The sequence below is a fragment of the Bifidobacterium sp. ESL0820 genome, assembly GCF_052606235.1.
This window is the reverse complement of sequence record NZ_CP199594.1, coordinates 1,497,137-1,522,024: the sequence shown is the minus strand read 5'-3', so window position 1 is coordinate 1,522,024 and position 24,888 is coordinate 1,497,137. Positions and strand designations below refer to the sequence as shown.

Annotated in this window: 14 protein-coding genes and 2 tRNA genes; 8 read left to right on the top strand and 8 right to left on the bottom strand. The window is 54.6% G+C overall.

Annotated elements, in window-relative coordinates; translation table 11 throughout:
- Positions 1-46: 46 nt before the first annotated feature.
- The 5 genes from ACUIAH_RS06015 to ACUIAH_RS05995 all read right to left on the bottom strand — a co-directional run bounded on the left by ACUIAH_RS06015 (position 47) and on the right by ACUIAH_RS05995 (position 7,097).
- Positions 47-3,505, bottom strand: a complete 3,459-nt coding sequence (locus tag ACUIAH_RS06015; RefSeq protein ID WP_445340672.1) for an FtsX-like permease family protein — start codon at positions 3,503-3,505, stop codon at positions 47-49.
- Between the two features lie 2 nt (positions 3,506-3,507).
- The gene (locus ACUIAH_RS06010; protein ID WP_045923831.1) at positions 3,508-4,209 is read right to left on the bottom strand and encodes an ABC transporter ATP-binding protein; all 702 of its coding nucleotides are present in this window, start codon (positions 4,207-4,209) and stop codon (positions 3,508-3,510) included.
- A gap of 155 nt (positions 4,210-4,364) precedes the next feature.
- Positions 4,365-5,816, bottom strand: coding sequence for an ABC transporter ATP-binding protein (locus tag ACUIAH_RS06005; protein ID WP_445340671.1), 1,452 nt, complete (start codon positions 5,814-5,816; stop codon positions 4,365-4,367).
- Positions 5,794-6,492, bottom strand: coding sequence for an energy-coupling factor transporter transmembrane component T (locus ACUIAH_RS06000; protein ID WP_045923762.1), 699 nt, complete (start codon positions 6,490-6,492; stop codon positions 5,794-5,796). The genes ACUIAH_RS06005 and ACUIAH_RS06000 overlap by 23 nt, the downstream gene beginning before the upstream one ends.
- Entirely contained in the window at positions 6,489-7,097 is a 609-nt protein-coding gene (locus tag ACUIAH_RS05995) for an MptD family putative ECF transporter S component (RefSeq protein ID WP_101431750.1), read from the bottom strand. Before ACUIAH_RS05995 ends, ACUIAH_RS06000 begins: the two co-directional genes overlap by 4 nt.
- Positions 7,098-7,316: 219 nt before the next feature.
- On the opposite strand from ACUIAH_RS05995, the gene ACUIAH_RS05990 reads away from it, so the two are divergent.
- From ACUIAH_RS05990 to ACUIAH_RS05960, 7 genes are all read left to right on the top strand, one after another.
- Entirely contained in the window at positions 7,317-9,197 is a 1,881-nt protein-coding gene (locus tag ACUIAH_RS05990; RefSeq protein WP_445340670.1) for an ABC transporter ATP-binding protein/permease, read from the top strand.
- On the top strand, positions 9,181-10,935 hold the full coding sequence (locus tag ACUIAH_RS05985) for an amino acid ABC transporter ATP-binding/permease protein (RefSeq protein WP_445340669.1): 1,755 nt from the start codon (positions 9,181-9,183) through the stop codon (positions 10,933-10,935). The genes ACUIAH_RS05990 and ACUIAH_RS05985 overlap by 17 nt, the downstream gene beginning before the upstream one ends.
- 430 nt (positions 10,936-11,365) lie before the next feature.
- Positions 11,366-13,039, top strand: a complete 1,674-nt coding sequence (locus ACUIAH_RS05980) for an RNA-directed DNA polymerase (protein WP_445340668.1) — start codon at positions 11,366-11,368, stop codon at positions 13,037-13,039.
- Positions 13,040-14,335: 1,296 nt separating this feature from the next.
- The gene (locus tag ACUIAH_RS05975) at positions 14,336-15,625 is read left to right on the top strand and encodes a DEAD/DEAH box helicase family protein (RefSeq protein ID WP_445340667.1); all 1,290 of its coding nucleotides are present in this window, start codon (positions 14,336-14,338) and stop codon (positions 15,623-15,625) included.
- A complete protein-coding gene (locus tag ACUIAH_RS05970; protein WP_445340666.1) occupies positions 15,550-19,704 on the top strand; it encodes a type ISP restriction/modification enzyme in 4,155 nt (1,384 codons plus the stop codon). Before ACUIAH_RS05975 ends, ACUIAH_RS05970 begins: the two co-directional genes overlap by 76 nt.
- Positions 19,705-19,706: 2 nt before the next feature.
- On the top strand, positions 19,707-20,525 hold the full coding sequence (locus ACUIAH_RS05965; protein ID WP_445340665.1) for a TIGR02391 family protein: 819 nt from the start codon (positions 19,707-19,709) through the stop codon (positions 20,523-20,525).
- Between the two features lie 767 nt (positions 20,526-21,292).
- On the top strand, positions 21,293-22,201 hold the full coding sequence (locus ACUIAH_RS05960; RefSeq protein WP_445340664.1) for a PspA/IM30 family protein: 909 nt from the start codon (positions 21,293-21,295) through the stop codon (positions 22,199-22,201).
- 231 nt (positions 22,202-22,432) lie between these two features.
- Here the strand turns inward: ACUIAH_RS05960 and ACUIAH_RS05955 are convergent, their stop codons facing one another.
- The 3 genes from ACUIAH_RS05955 to ACUIAH_RS05945 all read right to left on the bottom strand — a co-directional run bounded on the left by ACUIAH_RS05955 (position 22,433) and on the right by ACUIAH_RS05945 (position 23,905).
- Positions 22,433-22,996, bottom strand: coding sequence for a hypothetical protein (locus tag ACUIAH_RS05955; RefSeq protein WP_445340663.1), 564 nt, complete (start codon positions 22,994-22,996; stop codon positions 22,433-22,435).
- 724 nt (positions 22,997-23,720) lie between these two features.
- A tRNA-Ala gene (locus ACUIAH_RS05950) sits at positions 23,721-23,793 on the bottom strand.
- A gap of 38 nt (positions 23,794-23,831) precedes the next feature.
- Positions 23,832-23,905: transfer RNA gene (locus ACUIAH_RS05945), tRNA-Ile, on the bottom strand.
- 104 nt (positions 23,906-24,009) lie between these two features.
- Between ACUIAH_RS05945 and ACUIAH_RS05940 the strand changes: the two genes are divergently transcribed.
- A complete protein-coding gene (locus ACUIAH_RS05940; protein ID WP_445340662.1) occupies positions 24,010-24,618 on the top strand; it encodes a M48 family metallopeptidase in 609 nt (202 codons plus the stop codon).
- Positions 24,619-24,888: the final 270 nt, after the last annotated feature.

Here is a 24,888-nt window from a genome sequence, read left to right as displayed (position 1 = left end):
TGGAGTGCCAGCTTACGCCATCAGCATGGGTAAATGCCGATATGGCCTAGTCCACCGACTTGAGGGCTTCCAGCATGTCCACATGCTTGAGCTTGTTGTTGACCATCCAGCCCAGTCCGGCCGTGATGACCGTGATCATGACCAGGGGCACGACGAAGGCCACCCAGCTGATGGATGGGTCAAAGAGGACGTTGTCCGGTGGAACGGTGGTGATGATGTAGTGGTGCAGCCAGGCTCCGAATCCGTACCCGGCCAGAACGCCGATAGCTGAAAGAAGGATGGTCTCCCGGTAGATGTACATGGTCACCTCGCGGTCGTAGAAGCCCAGCACCTTGATGGTGCTCAGCTCGCGGATCCGCTCCTCCACGTTCAGGTTGGTCAGGTTGTAGAGGATAACCAGGGCCAGCAGGGTGGCCACGATGATCAGCACCTGCATGATCATGTTCAGGGACCTGACCACGGTGTCGATCTGGCTCATCAGGGTCGTGTTCTGCACCACCCCCTGGATCCCGTCGATCCGCATGAAGGAGGCGGCCTGCCTTCTGGTGTTCTCCGCGCTGGAGTCCTTGAAGGTGACCAGATGGGCGTTGGGCGAGAAGTCCTGGTGGAAGACGGTCCTGTAGGCCGACGGGCTCATGAAGACGAAGTGCCCCAGATACATCTCGCAGATGCCGTCTACCCGCATGGCCCTGTCCCTGCCGCCTGAATCCTGCAGGGTGATCCTGTCGCCGACCTTGGTTCCCGTCAGCTGGGCGATCCGCTCGGAGAGGATCACGCCGTCGCCCTTGAGGCTCAGGGGCTTGTGCCCGGACCGGGTGTCCATGCGGATGAAGTCGTCCAGGTGTTCGGCGCTGGCCGGCGCGATCATGGTGATGGACTGCTTGTCGGCGTTGTGGCCGGCTGTCTTGCTCATCTCCTCGTAGCGCACGTTCAGGGAGCGGCTCACATCGGGCTTTTCCAGCCGTTTTTTGATGGATTGACGCTGGTCGGATGTAGCCTGGCTGTTCTCTGCGGCGATCAGGTCGTAGCGGATCACCTGGCCGAACTGGTGCTCGTTGATGGCCGAGATGGACCCCTGCACGCCGAAACCGGCCATCAGGAGGGCCACCGATCCGCAGACCCCGAAGATGGTCATCAGCATCCGCTGCTTGTAGCGGAAGATGTTCCGGGCGGTGACCTTGTGGGTGAAGCTGAGCCGGTTCCAGATCAGGGGTATGCGCTCCAGGAAGATCTTCGATCCAGCGCTGGGCGGCTTGGGCAGGAGGAGGGCCGACGGCTTCTCGCGCAGCTCCCGCCAGGCGCTCAGGAAGGCGGGGACCACGGCGCTCAGGAAGGCCAGCAGGCAGGCCAGAAGGGTGATGGGCAGGTGGAACCCGTAGTGGATGGGCGGCATGTCGAAGGCGTGGACATAGGCCTGGTAGACGATCCAGGGCAGCAGGGTGTGGCCGGCGATGATGCCCAGGAGGGCGCCCAGGGCCGAAGCCGCTCCGCCGTAGACCAGGAACTTGGCCATGACATCCCGGTCCCTGTAGCCCAGGGCCTTCAGCGTTCCGGCGTTGATCCGCTCCTCGTCCACAAAGCGCGTCATGGTCGTGAAGGTGACCAGGGCGGCCACCAGATACATGAAGTAGGGGAAGACCTTGGCCAGCGAGTCCACAATGAATGAGACGGAGGCGTAGACCTTGTAGCCCTCCGAACCGGGCGCCTCACGACGAGAGTCCAGGGCGTAGACCGGCTTTTCCAGCCGGCTCAGCTGGTCGGCCGCCTTGTTCAGCTTCTTCTGGGCGTCGTCGATCCTCTTCTGGGCGTCCGGGCTCTCCCTCTTGAACTTGTCCAGTTTGGTCTGGTATTCCGCGGTTTTCTGATCCAGGGTGGCCTGGGCCTGGTTGATCTGCCCCTGGGCCGAGGCGCGGCTGCTGGCCAGCTGCTGCCGGGCCTGGACTAGTTTGGCCCTGCCCTGGGCCAGCTGTGCTGAGCCTTGGTCGAGTTGGGCCTTGCCCTGGGCCAGTTGGCGCTCGCCTTCTTCCACCTTGGCTCTTGCCTGGTTCAGTTCCTGCCGCTTTTCGTCCAGGGTCCGCTGGTTGGCCGCGATCTGGGCCATGCCGGGGGTGTACTGGTTGGTCATGAAGGCATCGCGGCCCGCCTTGGCCTTGGCTGCCAGGGCATCGATCTGCGGCGACTGCCGGTTGAGCTCGGCCAGTTGGGCCTGGAGCCCGGTCTTTCGGCGGTTGAGCTCCTCCTGCTGCTGGGGGGTCAGTCCGGGGGCGGCCAGCTGGGCGTCGATGGTCTGAATGAGGCCGGTGACCTGTGCGATGCCCTGTCTGCATTGCTTCTGCGCTGCCTGGGCCTGGGCTACAGCTTGGTCGGCCTGGGCCTTGCCGCCCTCCAGCTGCTGGCGGGAACCATCAAGCTTGGCCTGTCCCTGGTCGATGGCCTGCTGTCCCTGGTCGGCCTGCTGCCTGCCCTGGGCCACCTGGTTGGCGGAGGACTGGTACTGCTTCTGCTTTCGGGCCAGCTCAGCCGAGCTCAGATCCACCTCCTGTTGCCCCTGGTCGATGGCTGCCTGGGCCTGCACCGTCTTGGCGGCTAGTTGGTTCTTGGCGGACTGGATGCTCTGGGCACCCTGGTCCAGATCCTTCCTGGCCTGGTCCAGCTGCTGCCGGTTCCCTTCGAGTTCCGCTCTGGACTGGTCCACCTGCTCCTGCCCCTGGTCCAGCTTCTGCTTCAGGGGGGCCTTGATGGCGTTCAGCCTCGCTGTGGGGCGCCCTGACAGGATCCTGTTCAGATCGTCCTTGTGGGTCTGCAGGGCCTGGATGTACCGGTCGGAATAGTGGTCCCTGATCCGGTCCAGGTCCTTGAAGGTCAGGCGGGCGATCATGTACTCGTCCGAGTCGAAGGCCTTGGGCGTGGTCACGGCGTAGGAGTCCAGGGATCCGGATCCGGCTGTGGAGGGGCCCATGTTGACCTTGCTCAGGATCTCGGTCGACCTGACCGTGCCCACCACGCGCAGCTTGTGGTGCCTCAAGACCTTCCTGCCCAGCTGGTCGGCATTCTCATCCACCTGGATGCTGCTGCCGATGGGGTGGCTCCCGGCCAGGGCCGTGTCGACCGCTATCTGGTCGGGTCTGGTCGGCATGGATCCATCAACCAGCTCATAGGTGGAGATCCTGTCGGGGGCGGAGTAGATGCGCAGGCTCTTGTCGGTGCCCTTGAGCACCACATCCTTCAGATACCCGTATTCGATTCCCGAGTTGCCGGGGGCGGTGTCGATGGCATCCTGATCCTCCTGGTCGAGCCCGTAGCTGCTGATGACCATCAGGTCGGCCAGATGGTGGTCGGACAGGTAGGCGTTGCCGGCCTGCCGCATGTCCGGCCCGGTCACGCTCAGCCCGACCAGGGCGAAGGAGCCCAGCGCTACCAGGCATACGATGGAGATGAACCGTCCCAGGGACTTGCGCAGGGAGACCCGGATGTCGTGCCAGAGCACCTTCCTGACGGGCTGCATCCTCACCACTCCACGTTTTCGATGTCTTCGGGGCTGTCATTGGTCTGCACGGCCTGGACCCGGGCGTCGTGCATGCGGATGACCCTGTCGGCGATGGGGGCGATGGCCGCGTTGTGGGTGACGATGACCACGGTGGCGCCCTTCTTGCGGCACTGGTCCTGGAGGATGCGCAGCACCTGCTTGCCGGTCCGGTAGTCCAGGGCTCCGGTGGGTTCGTCACAGAGCAGGATCTTGGGGTTCTTGGCCACGGCCCGCGCGATGGCCACACGCTGCTGCTCGCCGCCGGAAAGCTGGGCGGGGAAGTTGTCGATCCGGTCGCCCAGGCCCACGTCGACCAGGGTCTGGACAGGGTCGGCGGCATCGTCCACGATCTCCGAGGCCAGCTCCACGTTCTCCCTGGCGGTCAGGTTGGCCACCAAGTTATAGAACTGGAAGACGAAGCCCACGTCGTAGCGGCGGTAGGTGGTCAGCTGCCGGGCGTCGTAGCCGGCGATGTCCTTCCCGTCCACGATCACCTGGCCCTCGTTGCAGGTGTCCATGCCGCCCAGAATGTTCAGCACGGTCGATTTGCCAGCCCCCGAGGCGCCGAGGATGACCACCAGCTCGCCCTTCTCGATGGAGAAGGTGACCTCATTGTTGGCCACGATGGTCGTCTCGCCGGTCACATACCGTTTCGTCTCTCCGATGACGTCGATATAGCCCATCATGCCCTCTCGTAACCCTGGCTGTGCGGCGGGGCCGTCCGACGCGAGGGACGCCCCCTGATGCTCTTTTCCCCACTACTGTATACGTTCGCGGGGTCCGGAGCACAGGAGAACCGCCTGCCGGGAGGCGTCATGTTCACCGACCCTGCAAGGGCTCAGAGGGCTTGCAGGAGATTGCCCAGTTTCCGGCTGTCCCTGACCGGTCTGCCCTGGCGGAAGGTGATGAACCGCTGGCAGGTCTGGGCCAGGAACTCCTGGTCGTGCGAGATGACGACCACCATGACCCCCAGGGAGCGCATGTAGCGGATCATCCCGGTCACCTGGTTCATATGGAGCAGGTCCAGGCCGCTGGTGGGCTCGTCCAGAACCACCAGGCGCTTGCCCGACAGTATGGCGGCCGCGATGGCCACCCGTTGCTTTTCCCCGCCGGAGAGGGTGTTGGGGTGTCGGCCCAGGAGCCGCTCCAGGTCCAGCTTTCGTGCCACCTCCTCGAAGAGGTCGGTCCGTTTGGCTCCAAGGAGCATCTCGCCCTCCACGGTCTCGCTGAAGAGCTGGTAGTTGACATCCTGAAAGACCATGTAGGAGTCCTCGACGCGCTCCCTGGCGGTCTGTTTCGTCCCATTCAGGCTGATTTCCGACCTGTCGCCAGGCTTGAGCAGTCCGGTCAGGACCGAGGCGAAGGTGCTCTTGCCGGCACCGTTGCGGCCGATGATGCCGGTGACGTCCTCGCTGGACAGGGTCAGATCGTCCACATTTAGGGCAGGAGCCTGGTCGTGGTGGTAGGCATAGGTCAGATTCCTGACCCGGAGTAGGTCGGGGGTCTTCTCAGCGGCGACTCTGGCAGGGGCGCTCGCCTCCTCGTCCGCATCCAGGTTCAGGGCCCGCAGTCCCCTGGCCTGACGACTCGGGCCATCCAGTCCCCTCATGGCGGCCGGGGTCAGGTGCTCCGCCAGCCTGCCGTCCTTCATGACCAGGAAGTCGTCGGCCAGGCCGTCCAGGTAGTAGAGGCGGTGTTCGATCAGGACCATGGTCAGGCCCCGGTCCTTCAAGCGGCCCAAAATCTGCGCCAGGCTGGCCACCGCTTCAACATCTAGATTGCCGGAGGGCTCGTCCAGGACCAGGATCTGTGGGTCCATCATGCAAGAGGAGGCGATGGCGATCATCTGCTTCTCGCCCCCGGACAGGGAAAAGATGTCCCGATCCAAGAGCTGGGTGATGCCGAAGAGGTCGGCCACCTGGTCTATGCGCTCCCGGATGGCCTCCGGCTGGACACCGGTGTTCTCCAGGGGAAAGGCCAGCTCGCTGCGGACGTCGGTGGTGAAGAACTGGGTCTTGGGGTTCTGGAAGACCGATCCTACCTGCTCCGAAAGCCGGTAGATGGGCCGGGCCGTGGTGGGCTCGCCCCCGATCAGGCACTCTCCCTCCAGTTTGCCCTCGTAGAGTTCGGGAATCAGGCCGTTGATGACCCTGGACAAGGTGGTCTTGCCGCAACCGCTCGGCCCGGTGACCACGGTCAGCCGTCCTTGGCCCATTCGGCAGGAGACTTGCTTGAGGGATGGCTGGCTGGCACCCTCGTAGGTGAAGCTAAGCCTGGAACATTGCAACATAGGCTCCACATCCCATAAGAACCAAGCCCAGGGCGCACATAAGCGCATCCAGTCCGGTGAAGGCAATCCGTTGGATGGAGGTCTTGGGCCCGGGGTCGCCAATCCCCCTGGTCAGGGCGGCCGAGGTCAGGTCGGAGGCCACGTTGGTGGCGTTGTTGAGCAGGGGGACGTAGATGTACTCCATAGTTCGCATCGGATGCCGGACCATGTCGCCGGTGGTGACCGCGATCCCCCTGAATTTCATGGCCCGTCTGATCTGGGCGTAGTCGTGTCTGACGGTCGGGAAGAAGCGGAAGAGGACGCTGACGGGGATGACCAGCCACTGGGGGGCATGGATCTTGCGCAGCAGGTAGACCAGCTCCGAGACCTTGGTGGTGCCCATCATGAAGGCCGCCACCAGCACCAGGGGGAGGATCCTGCCTACGCCGACGAAGAGGAAGAGCAGGTAATGCCCCGGCAGGTTCTCGGGAAAGACCATGGCCAGGGAGGCGCCCAGGGCGAAGACCAGACAGACCAGAAGCCAGGCCTGGCCCTTCCTCACTCTGCCCACGATGACCTGGAAGCTGCAGAAGTAGATGTTGATGGCCAGGACCAGCGGAGTGGGGAGGGTGACGAAGATCAGGGCGTTGGCGAAGATGACCAGCAGGAATCTGGTGTAGATGGAGATGGGCCTCATTGCTTGGCGGGGATCCGGTTGAAATGCCGGTCGACGATCCGGGCGCCTATCCATGCCCCGAGCAGGGCGCCGACCAGGGTGGCCAGGATGCAGACCAGGAAGGTGGCTCCGGTGATGGGCGCGAAGACCCCGTTGATGTACTCCTGGCTCTTGCCGCGGCGGACCAGGCTGGCCACATAGGCGTCCTTCATGAACCAAAGAGGCAGGACGGGGCCGGTGCAGCCGAAGGTGAGGATGACGTAGCTCAGGTAGCGGGCCAGGTTGGGACGGCTCTCCCTGAGGGAGGACTGAACCAGATCGGCCAGCAGGCCGCAGAAGGCGTAGGGGATGAAGGAGAGGGCGAAGTGACCGAAGACCAGCAGGAAGAGGCCCATGATGACGCCGACGATGGTGATGGCCCCGAACCTGGGCACCCGGCGGATCATCAGCATGTAGACCGGGCCGGAGACCAGCCCCACCACAGCGGGGATGAAGAGGGAGGACAGGCCGGGCATGACCAGGCCCGCCAGGAAGACGGTGATGAAGTTGCCCACCGCCATGCTGACGAAGTAGAGGGCCGTGAAAATGCCGACGTTGACCAGGTCTTTTGTCTTCAGTGCTTTCATAAAGGATCGCTCCCATCTGGGTGGCGGTCGCTCGGCCCTAGGCCATATCCGCCGATTTCAGGTTGTGCCGTCAAGTTTAGGAGGGCCGGGAGGGAAAGTAAATGATATTTTTTTATGTCTCTTGCCAGTGCTTCACAATCAGGGTATTGCCTGGCGCGCGAGGATTTTGTTAGTGTCCACTGAGAGGGGCGTATCAGAAAGGCGGCACGGAGGACAGGCATGATCAGCAAGCGACTACTTCATCTACCGGGAGCCAGGATGGGCGCCAGCCTCCTGCTGGCCCTCCTGCAGACGATCGGCGCGTTGGCGGAGGTCCTCCTCCTGCCGGTGGCCATCGCGGCCGTGGGCCGTTCCCTTGGCCTGCCTGTCCCTCATGCCCTTGCCTGGGTGCCTAATCGGCCCGGACCCTTGGCGGCGCTGATAGGCGGGCTGATCCTGGTTCGGCTCCTGACCCAGGCGGTCGCTAAGTCCGTCAGCGCCCGGCTGGCTGATGGGATGGGCAAGGCGCTCTCCCAGGCCCTGTACCTGTCTGTGTTCGACCCCAATGCGCAGAAGGACGACCTGGGCGTTCCGGCGCAAACCTTGGCCAGGCTTTCGACCGAGGGGGTCAAGTCGGTCGTCTCCTACTTCACGGCCTACATTCCGGCCTTAGTCCAAACCGCCCTGATGCTGGTCGTGGCCCTGGCCGTCCTCCTGCCCGTCAGTCCCTTGGCTGTGGCGATCGTCGTGATCGGCATGGTGGCTCTGCCCCTGGCCTCCAAGCCCACTATGGGCGAGAACATCAAGGTGCAGCTGGGCCAGCTGCGCAAGTATGACAAGGTCGGCGTCCACTTCGAGCATGCCCTGAGGGGGCTCAACACCTTGAAGATCTTCGGGGCAGACCAGCGGCAGGCTGATGACCTGGCCGAGGAGTCCGAGGGATTCCGCCGGATAACCATGGGGGTCCTTGGCGGCCAGCTGCGCTCGCTGATCAAGGCTGACGTGGTCATCTACACCAGCCTCATTCTGGCGGTGGCAGCCACGGTCCTGATTGGGCAGGGCGGGCCCTCTCGAGTGCTGTCCTGTTTGGTTGTTGCTTTGGCTGGGGTCAGGCTCTTTGCACCTGAGCGGCAGCTGGTCTACATGATGCATTCCGGCATGGTCGCCATCAAGCAGGGCAAGGCCATCGACGATATTCTCCAGGCGCGGCAGGAGGGCGACGAGAAGTCGGCGGCTCTGGGGACGGCTCCTGAGTCACGCAAGAGTACGGGTTCGGAAACGGCTCCGGAAGCGAGTCTCGAAACATCTGAGGAAGTAATTCGGGAGTCTGACTTGGAATCCGCTTCGAAGCAGGCGGATCAGGTGGATATGTCTGGCGATGATTCGCTAGGCATCAGCGCTCGCGATTTGACCTACACCTATCCTGACGGCTTCCAGGCCCTGACCGATCTGAACTTCGATCTGCCTGCCAAGGGACATGTGGGCTTGGTCGGCGCCTCCGGCTCCGGCAAGAGCACCCTGGCGGGTCTGCTGTCTGGGCGCCTTCAGGGGTATGCCGGAGAGCTGATCATTGGCGGGCGCCAGATCAGCGACCTGTCACGCGAGGACTTGGTCGACCTGCAGACTGTGGTTCGGGGAACCGATCGCCTCTTCACCGGGACCATCAGGTCGAATCTGGACCCGGCCGGACTGGGCTACTCGGACTGGGAGCTGCAGGATGCGCTGGACCAGGTCGGCCTGACCGGTCTTGTCCAAAGCAAGGGCGGACTGGACGCTCCTATCGACCCCGAGGGAGGCAACCTTTCCGGAGGGCAGCGGCAGCGCCTGTCCATTGCCCGCGGGCTCCTGCGGCGTTCCCCCGTCTATATCTTCGATGAGGCCACCAGCGCCGTGGATCGCGAGCATGACGCTACACTGGCAGCTTTGATGGATGCGTTGGGCAAGGAGTCCCTGGTCCTGACCATCACCCACCGCTTGGCCGGGGTTCGCAATGCCGATTCCATTCTCTTCCTGCAGGGGGGCCGTCTGGCGGAGTGCGGCGGTTTCCGAGATCTGATGGATGCCGGGGGCGGATTCGCGGCCCAGTGGAAGGAGCAGGCCCAGTATGAGGACGGGGAGTGACGACATGCAGCAGCAGCAGACGACCGGCAATCTGACGATGATGCGCCGCATGGCCCGGCTGATGAAGCCTCTGGCCGGCACGGAGGGCAAGGCCATCCTCTGCGGCAGCCTGGGCCACCTCTTCGCGGTCTGGAGCATGATGGCAGCCGCAGCGGCCCTGATTGGCCTGGTTACAGACTGGCCCCAGTTGAATGGCCAGTGGGTCGTCTGGGCCCTGGTGGCGGTCCTGACTGCTCTCAGCCGAGGGGTTATGGCCTATGGGGAGCAGTACTACAACCATGAGATGGCCTTTAGCATGCTTCGTGACATCCGCACGACGGTCTTCGACAAGATGCGGTCTTTGGCCCCGGCCGGCCTGCGGGACCAGGCGCGCGGAGACATGGTGACGGTGATTACCAACGACATCGAGTTGCTGGAGATTTTCTACGCCCATACGCTTTCGCCCATCGCCATTGCTTTGGTGACATCTCTGGCCAACTTGGCCCTGCTCACCTGGCTCTCGCCCTGGATGGGTCTGGCCGCCCTGGTCTCCTACCTGATCGTCGGTCTGCTCATTCCCATCCTGAGCGCCAGGCCCACCTTCAAGGTAGCCATGCAGGAGCGGACGGCCCAGGCCAACCTGCATTCCCTGCTTCTGGAGACCCTGCAGGGCCGCACAGAGCTGGCGGGGTTGGGCGCTCTGGGGAATACCCGTCGCCGAGTGGGGGCCGCTACGGACCAGATGCTGGAGGCCAGGGGGCGCACCTCTGGGCGGACCATCGCCAACGATATGGTCACCAACGTGGTCACTCTGATCTGCGCTGGAGTTTTCACTCTGATGGCCTGCCGCCTAGGTTCGGCGGGGTTGGTGGATTCTGCTCGGGGGATGATCGGACTGGTCGGCTTCCTCTCTTCCTTCGCTCCCTTGATACCGGTAGCTCGGCTAGGCGCTGGCCTGCAGCCCACTCTGGCTGCTGCCCGACGGGTTTTCTCGCTTTTGGACAAGAAGCCGCCTGTACGTGAGGTGGAATCCGGTCATGGGAATCCCCTGACGGAGTTCACTGGAGAGGAGGCCAGGGCAGTTTCCTTCTCTTACGCTGGCAAGACTGACACGGGCAAGACTGACTCGGGTGAACATGGTGGCCGAATCTCGGTTTTGGACGGTCTAGATCTTTTCATTAAGCCTGGCGAGCTGATCGGCATCCAGGGGGCCAACGGGGTTGGTAAGTCAACCTTGATCGACCTGCTGATGCGGTTCCAGGAGCGCAGTGGTGGGGATCTGACGGTTTCCGGTCTGCCTATTGAGACCATCCACACCGCCGACCTGCGCGCCCAGCAGACTCTAGTGAGTCAAGATACCTATATATTTAGCCTTACTTTGGCGGATAACATCGCTCTGGCCCGACCCGATGCCAGTAGGGAGGATATTGAGCAGGCGGCTCATGATGCCTGCCTGGATGATGTGATTGACCAGCTGCCCGACGGCTTGGATCACCTGCTTGCTGATAATGGTTCGAATCTGTCCGAGGGGCAGCGGCAGCGAGTGGCCTTGGCTCGTGCTTTTTTGAGCGCGGCGCCTTTCATGCTCCTGGATGAGCCCACCAGCAATATGGATGCTCTCCTTGAGGGCCGGGTCTTGACCAGGCTGATCGAGAGGAAGGGCGACCGTACCTGCCTGGTCGTCTCCCATCGTCCCTCTGTGATGGCTAAGGCAGATCGCTTACTGACGTTAGAAGACGGTATACTTATTCAGGCGTAATTTTTCCACTTCGTAGATGGCAGATGAGTGACGATGTAACCGAAACTCATTGCTGTAGCCAAGGTTGCTCACCTTAAAGAGAGTCGGTACTGGACAGTCGGGAAACCTACAAGTGCATCACTTTGAATGAGTTCTATAGTCGAAAAAATGGCATCATGCAGGTCCAAATAACGCTAAAATAGTGATATGTAGATGTTCATCTGCAAACCTACTATTTAGACATGATTGATTAAATATCTAATCAACTAGGATTCTGTTTCAGACCAGCTGTCGACAGCTAGCTATAACCGGATAAGCTCAGTCTTTATTAAAACATATCCCAGGAAAATCTAGATTTACTTGTTGGTGATGTAATCTAATAGATGATGCTTCTTATACGTATTTATAGCTATAGAGAGAAGAATATCTTTTGAAACCAACGATGCAGAATATGTTAACTGAAAAAGAGTTACAAGAGGGGCTGCTTGGTTATAACTTCTTTCCACGCGTGGCAAAATATCAGGATGAATTCCCGCCATGTTTTGTTTCAACCTGTTTATGTGAGGATGATTTTAAAGCTTATAAAGCATTAGTTAATGCAGGCGACAGACTCAACCACGAGCGGCAAAAAAGCGGGTTTGGCGTTATTCATGCTAACTCAATTAGGTCTGACTATAGCCCGAGACTCACAGAGATTCCGCACCCTCTTGCATACTGCAACCTCTGCAAGAAGTTGATAGATCACTATGATGAGTGGACAGAAATTCAGAATAATCCGAAGTCTGCAATAAGAGTAGGCAAAGACAATAAGGGTGATAAGCGGGTTTTCATTATGCGTCCAAGGGCGAAACTCGAAGTCCCAGTAAATGCAAGATATTTAGTAAAAACAGATATTGCTAAGTTTTATGACTCCATTTATACCCATGCGATTGCATGGGCCATTATGGGTATAAAAGAAGCAAAACAGAATAGAGGCATGGGGGAGGGGGCGAATGAAATTGATGCCGCTCTTAGACGTACAAGACGAAATGAAACCAACGGAATTTCTATAGGTCCGGGGAGTTCGTCAATTTGTGGTGAGATTATGCTAAAAGCAGTAGATGACAGTAGCACAATGCAAAAATATCAGTATCTCCATTTTATTGACGATTTTCATTTCTATGCTGTTTCCGAAGATGAAGCAGAAAGATTCATATTAGATCTAACTGAAGTGTTGGCAAGATATAAGCTGACAATAAATCAGCGGAAGACTCAAGTCATTCCTTTGCCGGAAGTTCAAACCGTTGATTGGCTCCGAACAATATCAGCAGCAAGTAGCATAGGGCTAAATTGGAAAACTATATCAAATTTCCTTGACCTAGCTCTACAAATTCAAAAGCAATACCCTGAGTCATCGGCTTTGCGAACAGCGCTGATAACAATCGAAGGGCAATGGGATAGCCTAGACAATAGTGCAAAAAAGACGACAGTTCATCGGTTGTTTAATATAGCATTTTTTTATCCGGCAGCAGTTAAGTCACTATGCCGAATCCTACTAAACAATAGTGCTGTAAAGAACAATGATGATGTTACTGCAAATCTTGACAAGTTGTGTGATTTGATAATTCAGCATTCTAAGCTTGATCATTCTGACGCGGTGACATGGTTGTTGTATACCATTCTTCATGAAGGACAGGCGGTTAGCGAAGATGCAGTAGATGCAATAATAGAGTCAAAAGATAGTCTTGCATTGGCATTACTTACAGAGACGCGTAGCCATAAGGTTCGGAGTAAATTAGTTGCGTTTATCGCTAGTTTCGAAGATCTGAATCCAGAGCCTTATGAACGCGATGAGTATTGGCTTTTATACTATGAATTATTCAGCAAGGGCGGGGTTCCATTAAAGGATCTAAATAAACAAGTAGGGAAATATGAAGAGGAATTTCATAGCTTAATAAAGATGGGGTGTAAGTTTATTGATACCGAGATCGATTCTCGCTTAATCAAGCCGGGTAGCTCTCGGTTAACCAAGCCGGGTAGCTCTCGGTTAATCAAGCCGGGTAGCTCCCATGCACCTATACTGAATCGTATCCCATTTCTGTATACAGCTACGAATATAGTTAATAATTTACCCTATGCCGATTGAGGAAGATTGCTGCAATTGTAGATTATTATCAGTTAGTTGTGGAATTACAGATTTCAGCTAATGTTGACCAAAGCCATATAGCTTTGGTCAAAGCCTCTCCAAAAGACGTTTTATTTTGTGTGGCTTGAGAATGATGTGTGCTTATTCGCGATAATAAACAATTTAAATGTGCATATCTTACATGCATTTATGCTGCGGAATAATCCAGTCTTTATTGAAAATGATTGCCACCCCGTTTGGTTGAATTATATCTTGTCAGTATTTAGCAATTGATTGGGGATGAGGGATCGTAGTACACATGAGCAGTATTGTTGGCGCTGTAACAATTTAGAGGCTATGATTGTTGTCCTCAGTAAAGGTCAAGAAGATCGGTTGACTGGGAATGATAGCAATGACAGATGGTTGGCTGCATATCCAAACGAAGGCGGATTGAGGAATAATGCAGATTATATTTGCCTTATTTATGTGTGTAATCACTTTGGTTACCCGACCGTAGAACGGCGGGAATACAATGATCCACAAAAACAAGCGTTGGGGATAAAATCGATTTTTTATCTTCACTCCTCACAATTGTGGCGTAGTAGAAAACAGAAAACTGGAAGCTGCATACGATAAAGTTTGGGACTGTTTTTCATGTAAGGCCTATAAAGCTACGATAATTAGGGCTCGTAGTGTTCTAGAAAATATAGTTAATGGGTTAATTGGTGAGGCTCGATTTGATAAGCCCAATAAGTCCAAGTCGGGTAGGTCCAAAGAAAAATGGAGAGATAAAGGGCTGAGTAAGAAAATAGAAAAAGCAGAAAAAGCGGGGTCATACCAAAACTTGCAACTAAAAATGCGAGGGCTATAAAACTCTTGGGTGACAGTTCTACGTACAACATTGCTGAGGACATAACCACAAAAGATGTCAAGGCAGTTATCAGGCTTCTTGAAGATGTAGTTTGCGCCACCTATGAAAGTAAGTCTGAGCGAAATCAGGTTACTTAAAAAGATGAGGATATAAGAAAGCGGCAAGGGTAGTTCAGATGAGAGAACTAGTTACTATTAAGACTTTTCAACTTCAATTTTTGATTTATTAATAGCTTTTGATTAAGTCTACGCTATATATCAGGATTTTGATGCCTCTGGACGATTTCAGTATTTAGTAAATTATCCCTTCCTTAAGAAAGTAGCTGGTCGAATGAGGCATATAGCATGATGTTGCATGGTTAAGCGAACGGGTGTAGATGCTCATCGTATAGGGCCATCATTGACATTAATTTTGATCTGTCGAAGTGATGGTAGATAATATATTGCATGACGGTCTTTCAAGATGTTCTCAATGTTATCGAGAAATCACCAGCAGCTCAGGTAGAAGGCGGAGAGAGAGCCCGCGGGACGGCTTTTGAGCTGGCGACACAATATTTTCTGACGCATGATTCTGCATGGGCACCCCAGTTCAGCAATGTTTGGATGTGGTCGGAGAAGGGCAATCCGCTTCTTACAAATGACGCACATGGACAACCGCATAATCTACCTAGGAATGACACTGGCATCGATCTTGTAGCCCGTGGTCTCGATGGATCGCTGTGGGCGATTCAATGTAAATATGTTGAAACCCAGCACGTTATAGACAAGGCTGATATATCTACATTCTTTACTGCTGCCTTTGCCAGGAAAGTCGAACCCGATCATTTGATTATTGTGCATACAGGGGCAGGTCTCACAAAAACTCTTTATCGGGAGGCCGAACAATTCGGCGCCACCATCATCGATTCAACCGCCTTGGACGGCGATTTTGTCGATTGGACCCCATTTCTTCCGTCATCGACGGTCAGGAAATTTTCCCCGCGTCCTTATCAGCGCAAGGCGATTGATGATTGCCTTCGGGGATTCGAAACACATGACCGGGGTAAACTAATTATGGCCTGTGGTACAGGCAAGACTTTGACAGCTTTGCGTCTCGCTGAAGAGATGAAGAGCAGACGCGACGAGCGGTACCCAGATCTGAAGAATGCACCTTTCAGAGTTTTGTTCCTGGCTCCCTCCATCGCTTTAGTTTCTCAGACTTTCCAATACTGGACCCATCAAGCGATGGATCGCATGGCAGGTTTTGTCGTGTGCTCAGATGAGACGGCAAACAAACCAAGGGGTGAAGATAACGATGCGTGGTCTTCCTCGGTGCTTGATGTGCCATTCCCGACAACGACCAATGCTGCGACTTTAAAGCGTAATGTGGAAATTGGAAGTATAAAGGGCGGTCTTTCCGTAGTGTTCTCCACCTATCAATCAATACAGACCACGATTGATGCACAGCGCATGGGTATGCCTGAATTTGATCTGGTGGTTTGTGACGAGGCCCATCGCACCGCTGGCACCAGTGATAACAGAGGTAAGACATCTCCGTTTGTTTTGGTTCATAATGCTGAATTACTCAAATCGAGAAGACGCTTGTATATGACGGCCACCCCGAAAGTTATGCCGATGCCGCAAAAGACCAGGCCAAGCGTGCTGACTATACAGCCTATTCGATGGATAACGAAGCAGTATTCGGACCAGAATTCCACAGGCTTAAGTTCGGCTCCGCTGTGGAGCAGGGAATACTAAGCGATTATCGCGTATTGGTGCTCGGCGTCGCCCAGGGCCAGGCCTCTGACCTCCAGGAACAAATGACCAGCACGCAAACCATGCGTGATGAGTATGACAAGATCGAGGCTCAGCGTCGTAGATCACGTAAAGCTGATCGCGATACTCTTGCAGAAACGCGCAAGGCCAAGATTGCAGAGCAGGCACAGTCGTTCGCAGGTAAGATTGTTGGTGCATGGAACGGGTTGCTGACCCGAGGAGTGCACACCAACAGTGCACTGGAATCCGTTGACATCGATACGGGATTGGGTGAACAGGTCCAATTTGCTGTGATGGGTAACCAATCTCAGCGGCAATCTGGGGGGGAAACCCGTACTGAAACGGTGCAACCATTACGTAGGGCAGTGGCATTTACGAGGCGTATTGCCGATTCAAAGGCGCTTGCCGATGGATTCAATGATGTAATTTTTCGATATCTTGAGCAGCAGATAAAGAGCGGACATAAAGTTGAAGGGCTTCTGAAAACCAGTGTTAAGCATGTTGACGGCAGTATGCCAGCCCGTAAGCGTAACGACTTGCTTTCATGGTTGGGTGAACCTCCTGATGAAGGCGAATGCCGCATGCTGAGTAATGCGAAATGCCTTACCGAGGGTGTTGATTTGCCGCAGTTGGATGCAGTGATTTTCTTCCAGCCAAGAGCTTCGCAGGTTGATATTGTTCAGGCTGTTGGACGGGTGATGCGCAAGGCTGAGAATAAAAAGTATGGATATATCATCCTTCCGGTCGTTGTCCCTGAAGATTCTGACGCTAATGACGTGCTTGCGAGCTCCGATTTTGAGACAGTCTGGAAGATTTTGCAATCCTTGCGTTCCCATGATGAGCGTTTGGATGCGCGTATCAATGCATTGAGCTTGCATCGTCAGTCTGAGCAACATAAGCGTCAGCGTAAGCCGGGCAAATCGAACCGTGTAGGCCGGGGTGATTACGTAGACCAGGATGGTATCGATGAGGGGGCATTTAATGAAAAGCATGGCTCTCTGACTACTATGGTGCAGGGTGAGCTAAGGTTTGACAAGCAGATTTCAGAGAATTTCCAAGCAAGACTGGTTCAGAAATGTGGAGATACAGCTTACTGGGATGATTGGGCAGACTCCGTCGCTAAAATCGCGAAGACTACGGTGGAGATTATTAACAATGCCGTCGTTGATGATGCGCAGGTTAGAAAGGCATTCAATATATTCCTACAAGGACTGCGTGACACTCTAAATCCAGGCATCGACCGAGATGACGCAATAGGCATGCTCGCTCAGCATATCCTTACTGCGCCTATTTTTGATGCGCTGTTCGCACAGCAGAAGGATCAGCAGGGCCGGAGCTTCGTACAAGCCAATCCCGTATCACAGGCTCTCGAGCCCATTACTAAGCTGCTTGAACCGTTAATCAACGAGGCCGATCCACAACACGAGTTGTCGGAACTCTATGCCCAGGTGAGACTTTCTGCTTCGGCTGTGCACAGTGATGAATCCGCTCGTCAGGCGCTGGTGAAGAATCTCTACGAGTCGTTCTTCCGCAACGCGTTCAAGGATGACTCCAAGAAGCTCGGTATCGTTTACACGCCCACGGAAATCGTAGACTACATTATTCACGCTGTGGATCGCCGGCTCAGTGAACATTTCGGAAAGCACATAGGCGATCGGGGCGTAACGATCCTTGATCCGTTTACTGGAACCGGCACTTTCATCGTTGAGCTGCTGCGTTCTGGACTCATTCCTGCTGAGAACTTGCTCTACAAATATGAGCATGAGATCTATGCGAACGAGATTATGCTGCTCGCCTACTACATAGCGATGGTCAACATCGAATCCGCGTTCTACTCCGTACAGATAGAGCTAGCCGAGTCTAGCAAAGCTGATGACAAAGGCAACTCGTTCTATGTCCCGTTCCCGGGCGGGGTACTTACTGATACTTTCCAAACCTCGGAAGCTAACGACACTATGGACCAGTCAGTGTTTATGGCGAACAGTGAACGTGTACAGCGTGAGAATGAACAGCCCATCACTGTCATATTCGGTAATCCTCCATATTCTGCAGGACAGAAGTCAGCGAATGAGAACAACGCCAACGAACACTACGAGACGCTTGACTCGCGTATTGAGAAGACCTATGTTGCTACTTCGTCTTCCTCGAACAAGCGTCAGATATATGATTCATATATTCGTGCTTTTCGTTGGGCGTCTGACAGAATTGCAGGCGTCAATCACGATGGCAAGGGCATAATTGGGTTCGTGAGTGGTGGGGGCTGGCTCGATAACATTGCTTTCGATGGATTTCGTAAGGCTTTGTGCGCTGAATTCAGCGATATCTATGTATTTGATTTGTTGGGCAATAAAGAATTTCGCCGTTTGTCTCGAGAAGAGCTGAAGCTTCAAGGAGATAATGTTTTTGGTTCACAATCAAAATCTCCAATAGTGATTACTATATTGATCTGTGACCCCAACGCCGATAGGCAAGGAACTATTCATTACCACACTCTCGATTACAGTCGTTCGCGTGACGAAAAACTATCCAATATCGACGAGTCAGTAGATGGAGAAAAATTTGAATGGCAGATTCTCGTTCCCGACGAGCATGGCGACTGGTTGTCTCAAAGAGATGATTCCTTTGATAATTACGCTCCTCTTACGCTAGGTAAGCGCCAACGATTGCCGGGTATGTTCACTACGTATTCTTTGGGAGTGGCTACAGGGCGTGATGCATTCTCGTATGGATTTTCAGCAGATACTGTGAACAGCAGTATTCAGAAGCTACTCGACACCTACCGATCAGAACTCAAGCGATGGTCAGCGTCCGGACAAAGCGGGAGGGTTGAAGATTTTGTAGTCCATGATGGCAAACGTATCAAGTGGAATCGATCATTGTTCCAACAGTTTAAACGGGGAAATGCTATTGATTTCTCTCGTCGTTTTTTGGTGCGGAGCGTTTATCGTCCCTTCACGAAACAGTGGCTGTACTATGATTCAAGACTTATTGAGATGATGTATAAAAATGCGGATTTGTTTCCGATAAATCTGGTAAGTAAAGGGGGTTTCCCTAGTCCGGACGATGTATACAACAGTGCCCCGGTAAAAACGTCTCCTTTGCCTTTTGTCAATCGAGTAATCGATGTTTCTGGTGTTGGCAACACAGGTTTTTCCTGTTTAATCTCGGAAGAGATCACTTGTCTCGATGCAGTGCAAAAGGGTCAGTGCTTCCCCTTGTATTGGTATGAGGCGATAGATGATTCCAGGAAGGTTCCAGAGGGTGAACTTGATCTTGGATATGAATCCCTTCTTAAACCTGGCGACTTGATCGTAAGCGATAGTCAAGGCAAACGGTATATCAGGCATGATGCCATCACGGAGGATACGTTGTGCGTATTCCGTGCCGCGTATCCCGATAATCGTTCCCTGCATACAGAAGATATCTCAGTGGCAAAAGAATACATATTCTACTATGTGTATGGATTGCTGCATAGTCCTGAATATCGTGAGCATTTCTCTGCGAATTTGCGCAAGGAATTGCCTCGGATCCCATTTGTTGCTGATTTCGACACGTATCAGCTCGCGGGCCGCCGCCTTGCGGCATTGCATGTGGGGTATGAAAACGTTGAACGCTATGTGAGCACTGACGATGGTCAGGACGGCCGCATAGTTGAGGATTGGGCCGAAGAAGCCGACCATTCTGATCCAGGAAGGGTGCAGAAGCTCCAATTTGGACGCACTGCGAAATCTGAAGACAATCCTCAAGGCAAGGACAGGTCGACGATCATCATTAACGATAAGGTTTCCTTGCGAAACATTCCGGAGGAGGCGTATCGATACAAGGTATCAGGCCGGTCGGCTATTGAATGGGTCATGGATCAGTATCGGGTGAAAACTGATAGAGTCAGTGGGATTACTAATGATCCTAACGATTGGGTGCGAGAGAGCGGCAATCCCAGATATATCATCGATTTGCTCGAATCGGTTGTCACCGTGTCAATCGAAACGATGAAGATCGTTGACTCCTTGCCGCCGATTAATGCACAGGACAAACCCTCATTCTGGCCCCTAGGATGGTAATAATGGTTTCGCAGCGACTATCTCCCTGGCCCTATGGGGTGCTCAAAAATGTGGCGGCGGTTTTGGCGGACACCAATACAGGGTTGAAGAATAGAGAAATCGGCGATCTTCTTGCTCGTTTGCATATGGTGGACCCTATACCTTCAGCGACAAAACGAGATCGCCTTACAGAGGCCTTCGTGGTACGGCAGAATAAGGACCATAATCCTGCAAGAATCATCACGTTCATCGTGCGAGCCATGGAACCAGTAAATTACAGGGACTGCCCTGAGCTGTTCTCTCTCAGACGCGATCGGCTTAATGAGCATCTCACTTTCGTAGGCTTGCATATTAATGAGAACGGTCAGGTCGCGAAAGGTGCTTTGACGCAGACTTTGGACGAAGCCACGCGAGCTGCTACATCGATAAGAGATGAACTCAATCGTCGCAAGACACATCCTGAAGTTCTGCGCTACTGCTCGCTTGAAGTACTCAAACTCGATAACTTCCACGCCTGTCTGGAAGCGGTTAAAAGCGTCTTTGACCGAATTCGGAAAATGTCAGGTGAACAAGGTGACGGTGCAGCTCTCGTGGATGCCACTCTTTCCTTGGGGAAAAGCCGTCATTCAAAACTCGCAATAAACTCGCTGAACACCCAGACGGACCGTGATGAGCAATCCGGTTTCGCTAATCTTGTGAAGGGTCTTTCTAGCCTCTACAGAAATCCTACTGCGCATGACCCGCGATTGACACGTGTCATAAGCAAAGACGAACTGTTGGAGGTGCTCACATTGGTCTCAATGATTCATAGAAGATTAGACATAGCGGTATATGAAGCATGAGAGGATGTTTCTGGTGAGGTGATCTTGTATAGAGGCTCGGAAGTGCTATTGCTTGGATAGTTCAAGAAAAATATAGGAGAAGCTACCTGTTGCATTCTCGGATTACTGTGCAGGAAAAGAACCCAGTAGCTGTCTTATCTGGGAGGCATTGGGTTGAGGCAAGACCTTGCTTGAGGTTTTGTAACGGCATGGTCGCTGATCTGTCTAGCTCAATGCATTATTTTGACATCATTTGATTTAAATCTAAAGTATCCAAGCTTGATTGGGGGAAATTATCTAGCTCTCGATAAGCCAGAATAATAGTTATATTTCGTTTAAAAATTCCATAAAAAGAGACTCACGTCGACTTTCTGGAACTCTTATCTGTGGAGCTAGCCGGGCTCCGTACATTCACAATTTTACTTGTAATTGCAACGGTTCTCATCAATGAAGATCAAATCGTAACCTATTTCGTAACCTATTATTGAACAAACCTGGGACTTAATGACTCAATATGAGCAACTTCAACTCGAATTTTCTGCCATTGATATGTTTCAGATTCAGATAAGGTAAAAAGCAAGCAAAAGGAATGTCATGTCTGCGTGGGCACGTGTGCATGACATAATAAAAAAGCCGCGGCATCCAGTACATGGCACACTAAGTTTGCAACGGCAAGGACGGGCCGTTAACAGGGGATGGCCGTCGGTGGAGAGAGAAGGGCGACTGTGAAGGGAAACGGGAGCGGGGACACCTCGAGACGCAGGCCTGCGGTCATAGTGGTGGTTCTGGTGCTGGCGGTAGCCGTCATCTGCGGCGGGGGATTGTGGTGGCATAACCACGCGGTTCGGGAACACGATCAAGCCCTCACGTCATACAGGGCGGCGGTCAGGGACTATGCAAGCCAGGAGGGCCGATACCGCTCGTACCTGGACTCCGACGAAGTGAAGTCCGCTTCTGCCATCAAAGAGGAAGAGGTCAGCGACGCCAAGACGGTCCTGGCCATGTCCAGGGACGTGAAAACCACCAAACCCGCATCAAGCAGGAAGACCAGTGTTAAAACCGCCCTAACGGGGGATGCATCCACTGGGGAGCTGAAGAAGGCGACCGAAAACCTGGCCGCACAGATCACGAGAATGAAGGCAGAAGTCAGGACCATCAAGGCCAAGGTGCTCGCCGTGAACACTTCTAAGGCCCACAAGCAGCTCTCCGATGCTATCGGTAATGCAGACAAGATCCTCGCTGATTCCAACGGCAAGGTGCCCGATGGGGACCACTCCCGTGATGAACTGACCAAGACCCTTGACTCGGCCAAGAAGACCCTTGAGGACAGGAAATCGGTCCTTAAGACCTTCACTGATGCCAAGACCACCCTTGACACTAAAACTCAGGCTGTAAACAATGCTGTTAATGCTAAAGCCGCTCAGGATGCTGCTGATGCCGCTGCTGCTGCACAAGCCCAAGCTGCGAGCGCTGCTACTGGTGGTTCTGGTTACCGTGCTCCCTCTGGTGGTGGTAGTGGTTATCGCGCACCTTCTGGTGGTGGTTATAGTGCTCCTTCTGGTGGTGGTTCTGCTCCTGCACCCTCTAATGGTGGTAATGGAGGAAGTTGGCATCCTACTTGGCTTGGTACAACGGATGGTTCGCCCGGTACCGCTCATTGGGAAGGCGACCATCATATCGTTGAGCAAGAGTTCTGATATTCTTTAGAAGAATATTCGGGTTCTTTTCCTGTTTATCGGGATTAGAACCCACTATATAACTGAATAAACTGAATCAGAATTTGGTGATAGGTTTTGATATGAGCTACTTCTGTTCCTCTCTCCCATATTAAATGATCGGTTGCCATAAGCGGCTATAGCTGCTGGCGGGGGTTCTAGCCTCTACAATTGAATAATGATGCTACTAATCTAACGCCTGGTCTGTGTAAATCATGGTTTCAAGAGGCTGATTATCCTGGATGAATCATTGACGAATTCCGATTGCCATGTCTCGGCACTGATGACCTGGACGAGCTTGCCTTTCCCCATATCATCCCGGGTGATGTCCTCATCGCTGGACCCAGCGGCGTGCGCATGGTCGAGGAACCTGTTCCACAGGCTATCCAGAACCGAGCCTTCCCTCCTGCAGCGATGACTGTAGTTCAGGACCCGACGGCCTTTCATGACCTTCTCGATGGAATGCAGCACACGCCAATACTGCTGGTCGCCCCCCATGGCGCTACTCCAGGTAATTTCACCGGTTGCCTTGTTGTCCACATGAAGCCACGAAGCATCCCATGAGGCATCTTCCCCCTTCCTGAGCGGGAACCAGAACCTGGCCAGCCTCTCATCAAGGCACAGGTACGCCAGCAGTTCGAAGAACCCTACCGACTCACCGCATCCAAGCTTGCTCTGGTCGTTGAGCATCTCCGCTGCCGCACGCCTAGCATCCGCCTTGTTGACATACCTGGATATCCTGTCGGACATCGCGATGGTACTGGTCAACGGCAGCATTGAGAACCCCTGAAGCGAGCAGTCGAAATTGTCGGCTTTCAGACTCTTCTTCCATCGCCCATACAGACGGAATACCCTAGGGGGTGCTGAAGTAGCAGCAGACAATGCAGGTGGAAGTGGTAGCCGATGTCGCAGTTCCAGGTGACCTCGGCGGTGCTAATCATGCCGCAGACTCCGAATCTCCTCCGGTCGCCCTGGCTCCGGGATCCCGCTCCAGGATCCACCGGCTGTCAGAGCGCTTCGGGCATGACCCAACGCATTCATCAGCTTATCCGGCTTGTCAGCAAAGGAATGCCCGATTGTGAATGTGGCGAACAGAACCTGATGGCCGATGCCGTTCCCGAGTCCATCATGCATGAACCAGTCCAGCCCCCTAGACAGCTGGTCCACCCTCTCGGCCGCTATCGACTGCGAACACCTCGCACACCGCCTGGAACTGCAATGATACAGGCCGCTGATATGCCGCCTAGCCCTGGTACCCTCACCGATCTGCATCACCGACAATTGGCCTTCACTACCTGTAGAGGCGGGCCGGGGACTACGAGAACAACAGCGGATGGATGGCAGTGATGAAGCGCCCCATTGCAGGGACTTCATCTGTCAGTGCAGCTCTCGCGCAGTGGCATCGTCATTCACTACCGGGCCGCCGTCTGATAGTTCCACTTTTATCAAGGAAAACCATATGAAAAAAGGTCTCCTAGCAGAAACCCGGAAATACTACCTGTGGAGCTAGCCGGATTCGAACCGGCGACCCTCTGCTTGCAAAGCAGATGCGCTACCAGCTGCGCCATAGCCCCGTAAATGTGTAAAGAACTTCAACCACGCAAGAAATGCGTGGGCCTGGGAGGACTTGAACCTCCGACCTCATCCTTATCAGGGATGCGCTCTAACCAGCTGAGCTACAGGCCCATGCCGTGTGACCGAAGAATCACACAAATGGATAGCTTACCATAGTGTCCTCTCAAGTCAATCTCGGCGGCGTCGCGTCGCGTCTTGGCGGAAGAATGGGGGTCATGAGGCGGAAACGGCGTGCGGAACCAGTCCGGTCGGAGCAGCTGGAGGTCGGTGATGAGACGGTTCTGGTCATTAGGAAGCGGATCGCCAACGTCTATCTGCGGGTTAAGCCGCCTGACGGCCATCTGGAAGTGACGGCGCCTCTGGCCCTGAGCGACGACCGGATTCGTGCCTTTATCGACGGCAAGCGCAGTTGGATCGCAACCACTAGAGAACGTCTGGCCCGCTCGCGCGATGTCTACGCCCAACCCGGAGCCGATGGTCGGCTGTCGCCGGACCGGTCCGAGGCCGAAGCCAAGAGAATTCTCCAGGAGAGGCTGCCGACTCTGCTGGATCGCTGGGTCCCCGTGGTAGGTCGCCGGCCTGAGCGCATCAGTCTGCGGAAGATGAAAACCCGCTGGGGGTCCTGCACCCCCGCCACTGCCAGCATCCGGCTCAACACCGACTTGGCCTGGCTGGATCCTGACCTGCTGGAGTATGTGCTGGTTCACGAGCTGACCCACCTCTACGAGCACGGTCATGGTCCCGGCTTCCGCGCGCGGATGGATCGCTATATGCCCGACTGGACTGAGCGCCGTCGTCGGCTCAATCGCTATCTGGCTTTGTGACCTGCAAAGCTTAGACGTCGGAAGTTATGACTTTGAGATCCATGACTTCTAGATTCATGATTCTTGGAGTCATACACTCCTCATGAGTCCTGAACTTGTGGACGGGGAGCTTGTAAATTACGAACCTGCGGCATCATCCGTGCCGAAGATTTCGTGACCAAACCCTCGCTAGGCCATCTGGTGCGAAGTTGAATCGGTTTTTGATCGTCCTGTCTATCCCGATCTAGACTGACTATACGGTCTGATTCAGCCCGATCTGGCTTTGAGCTA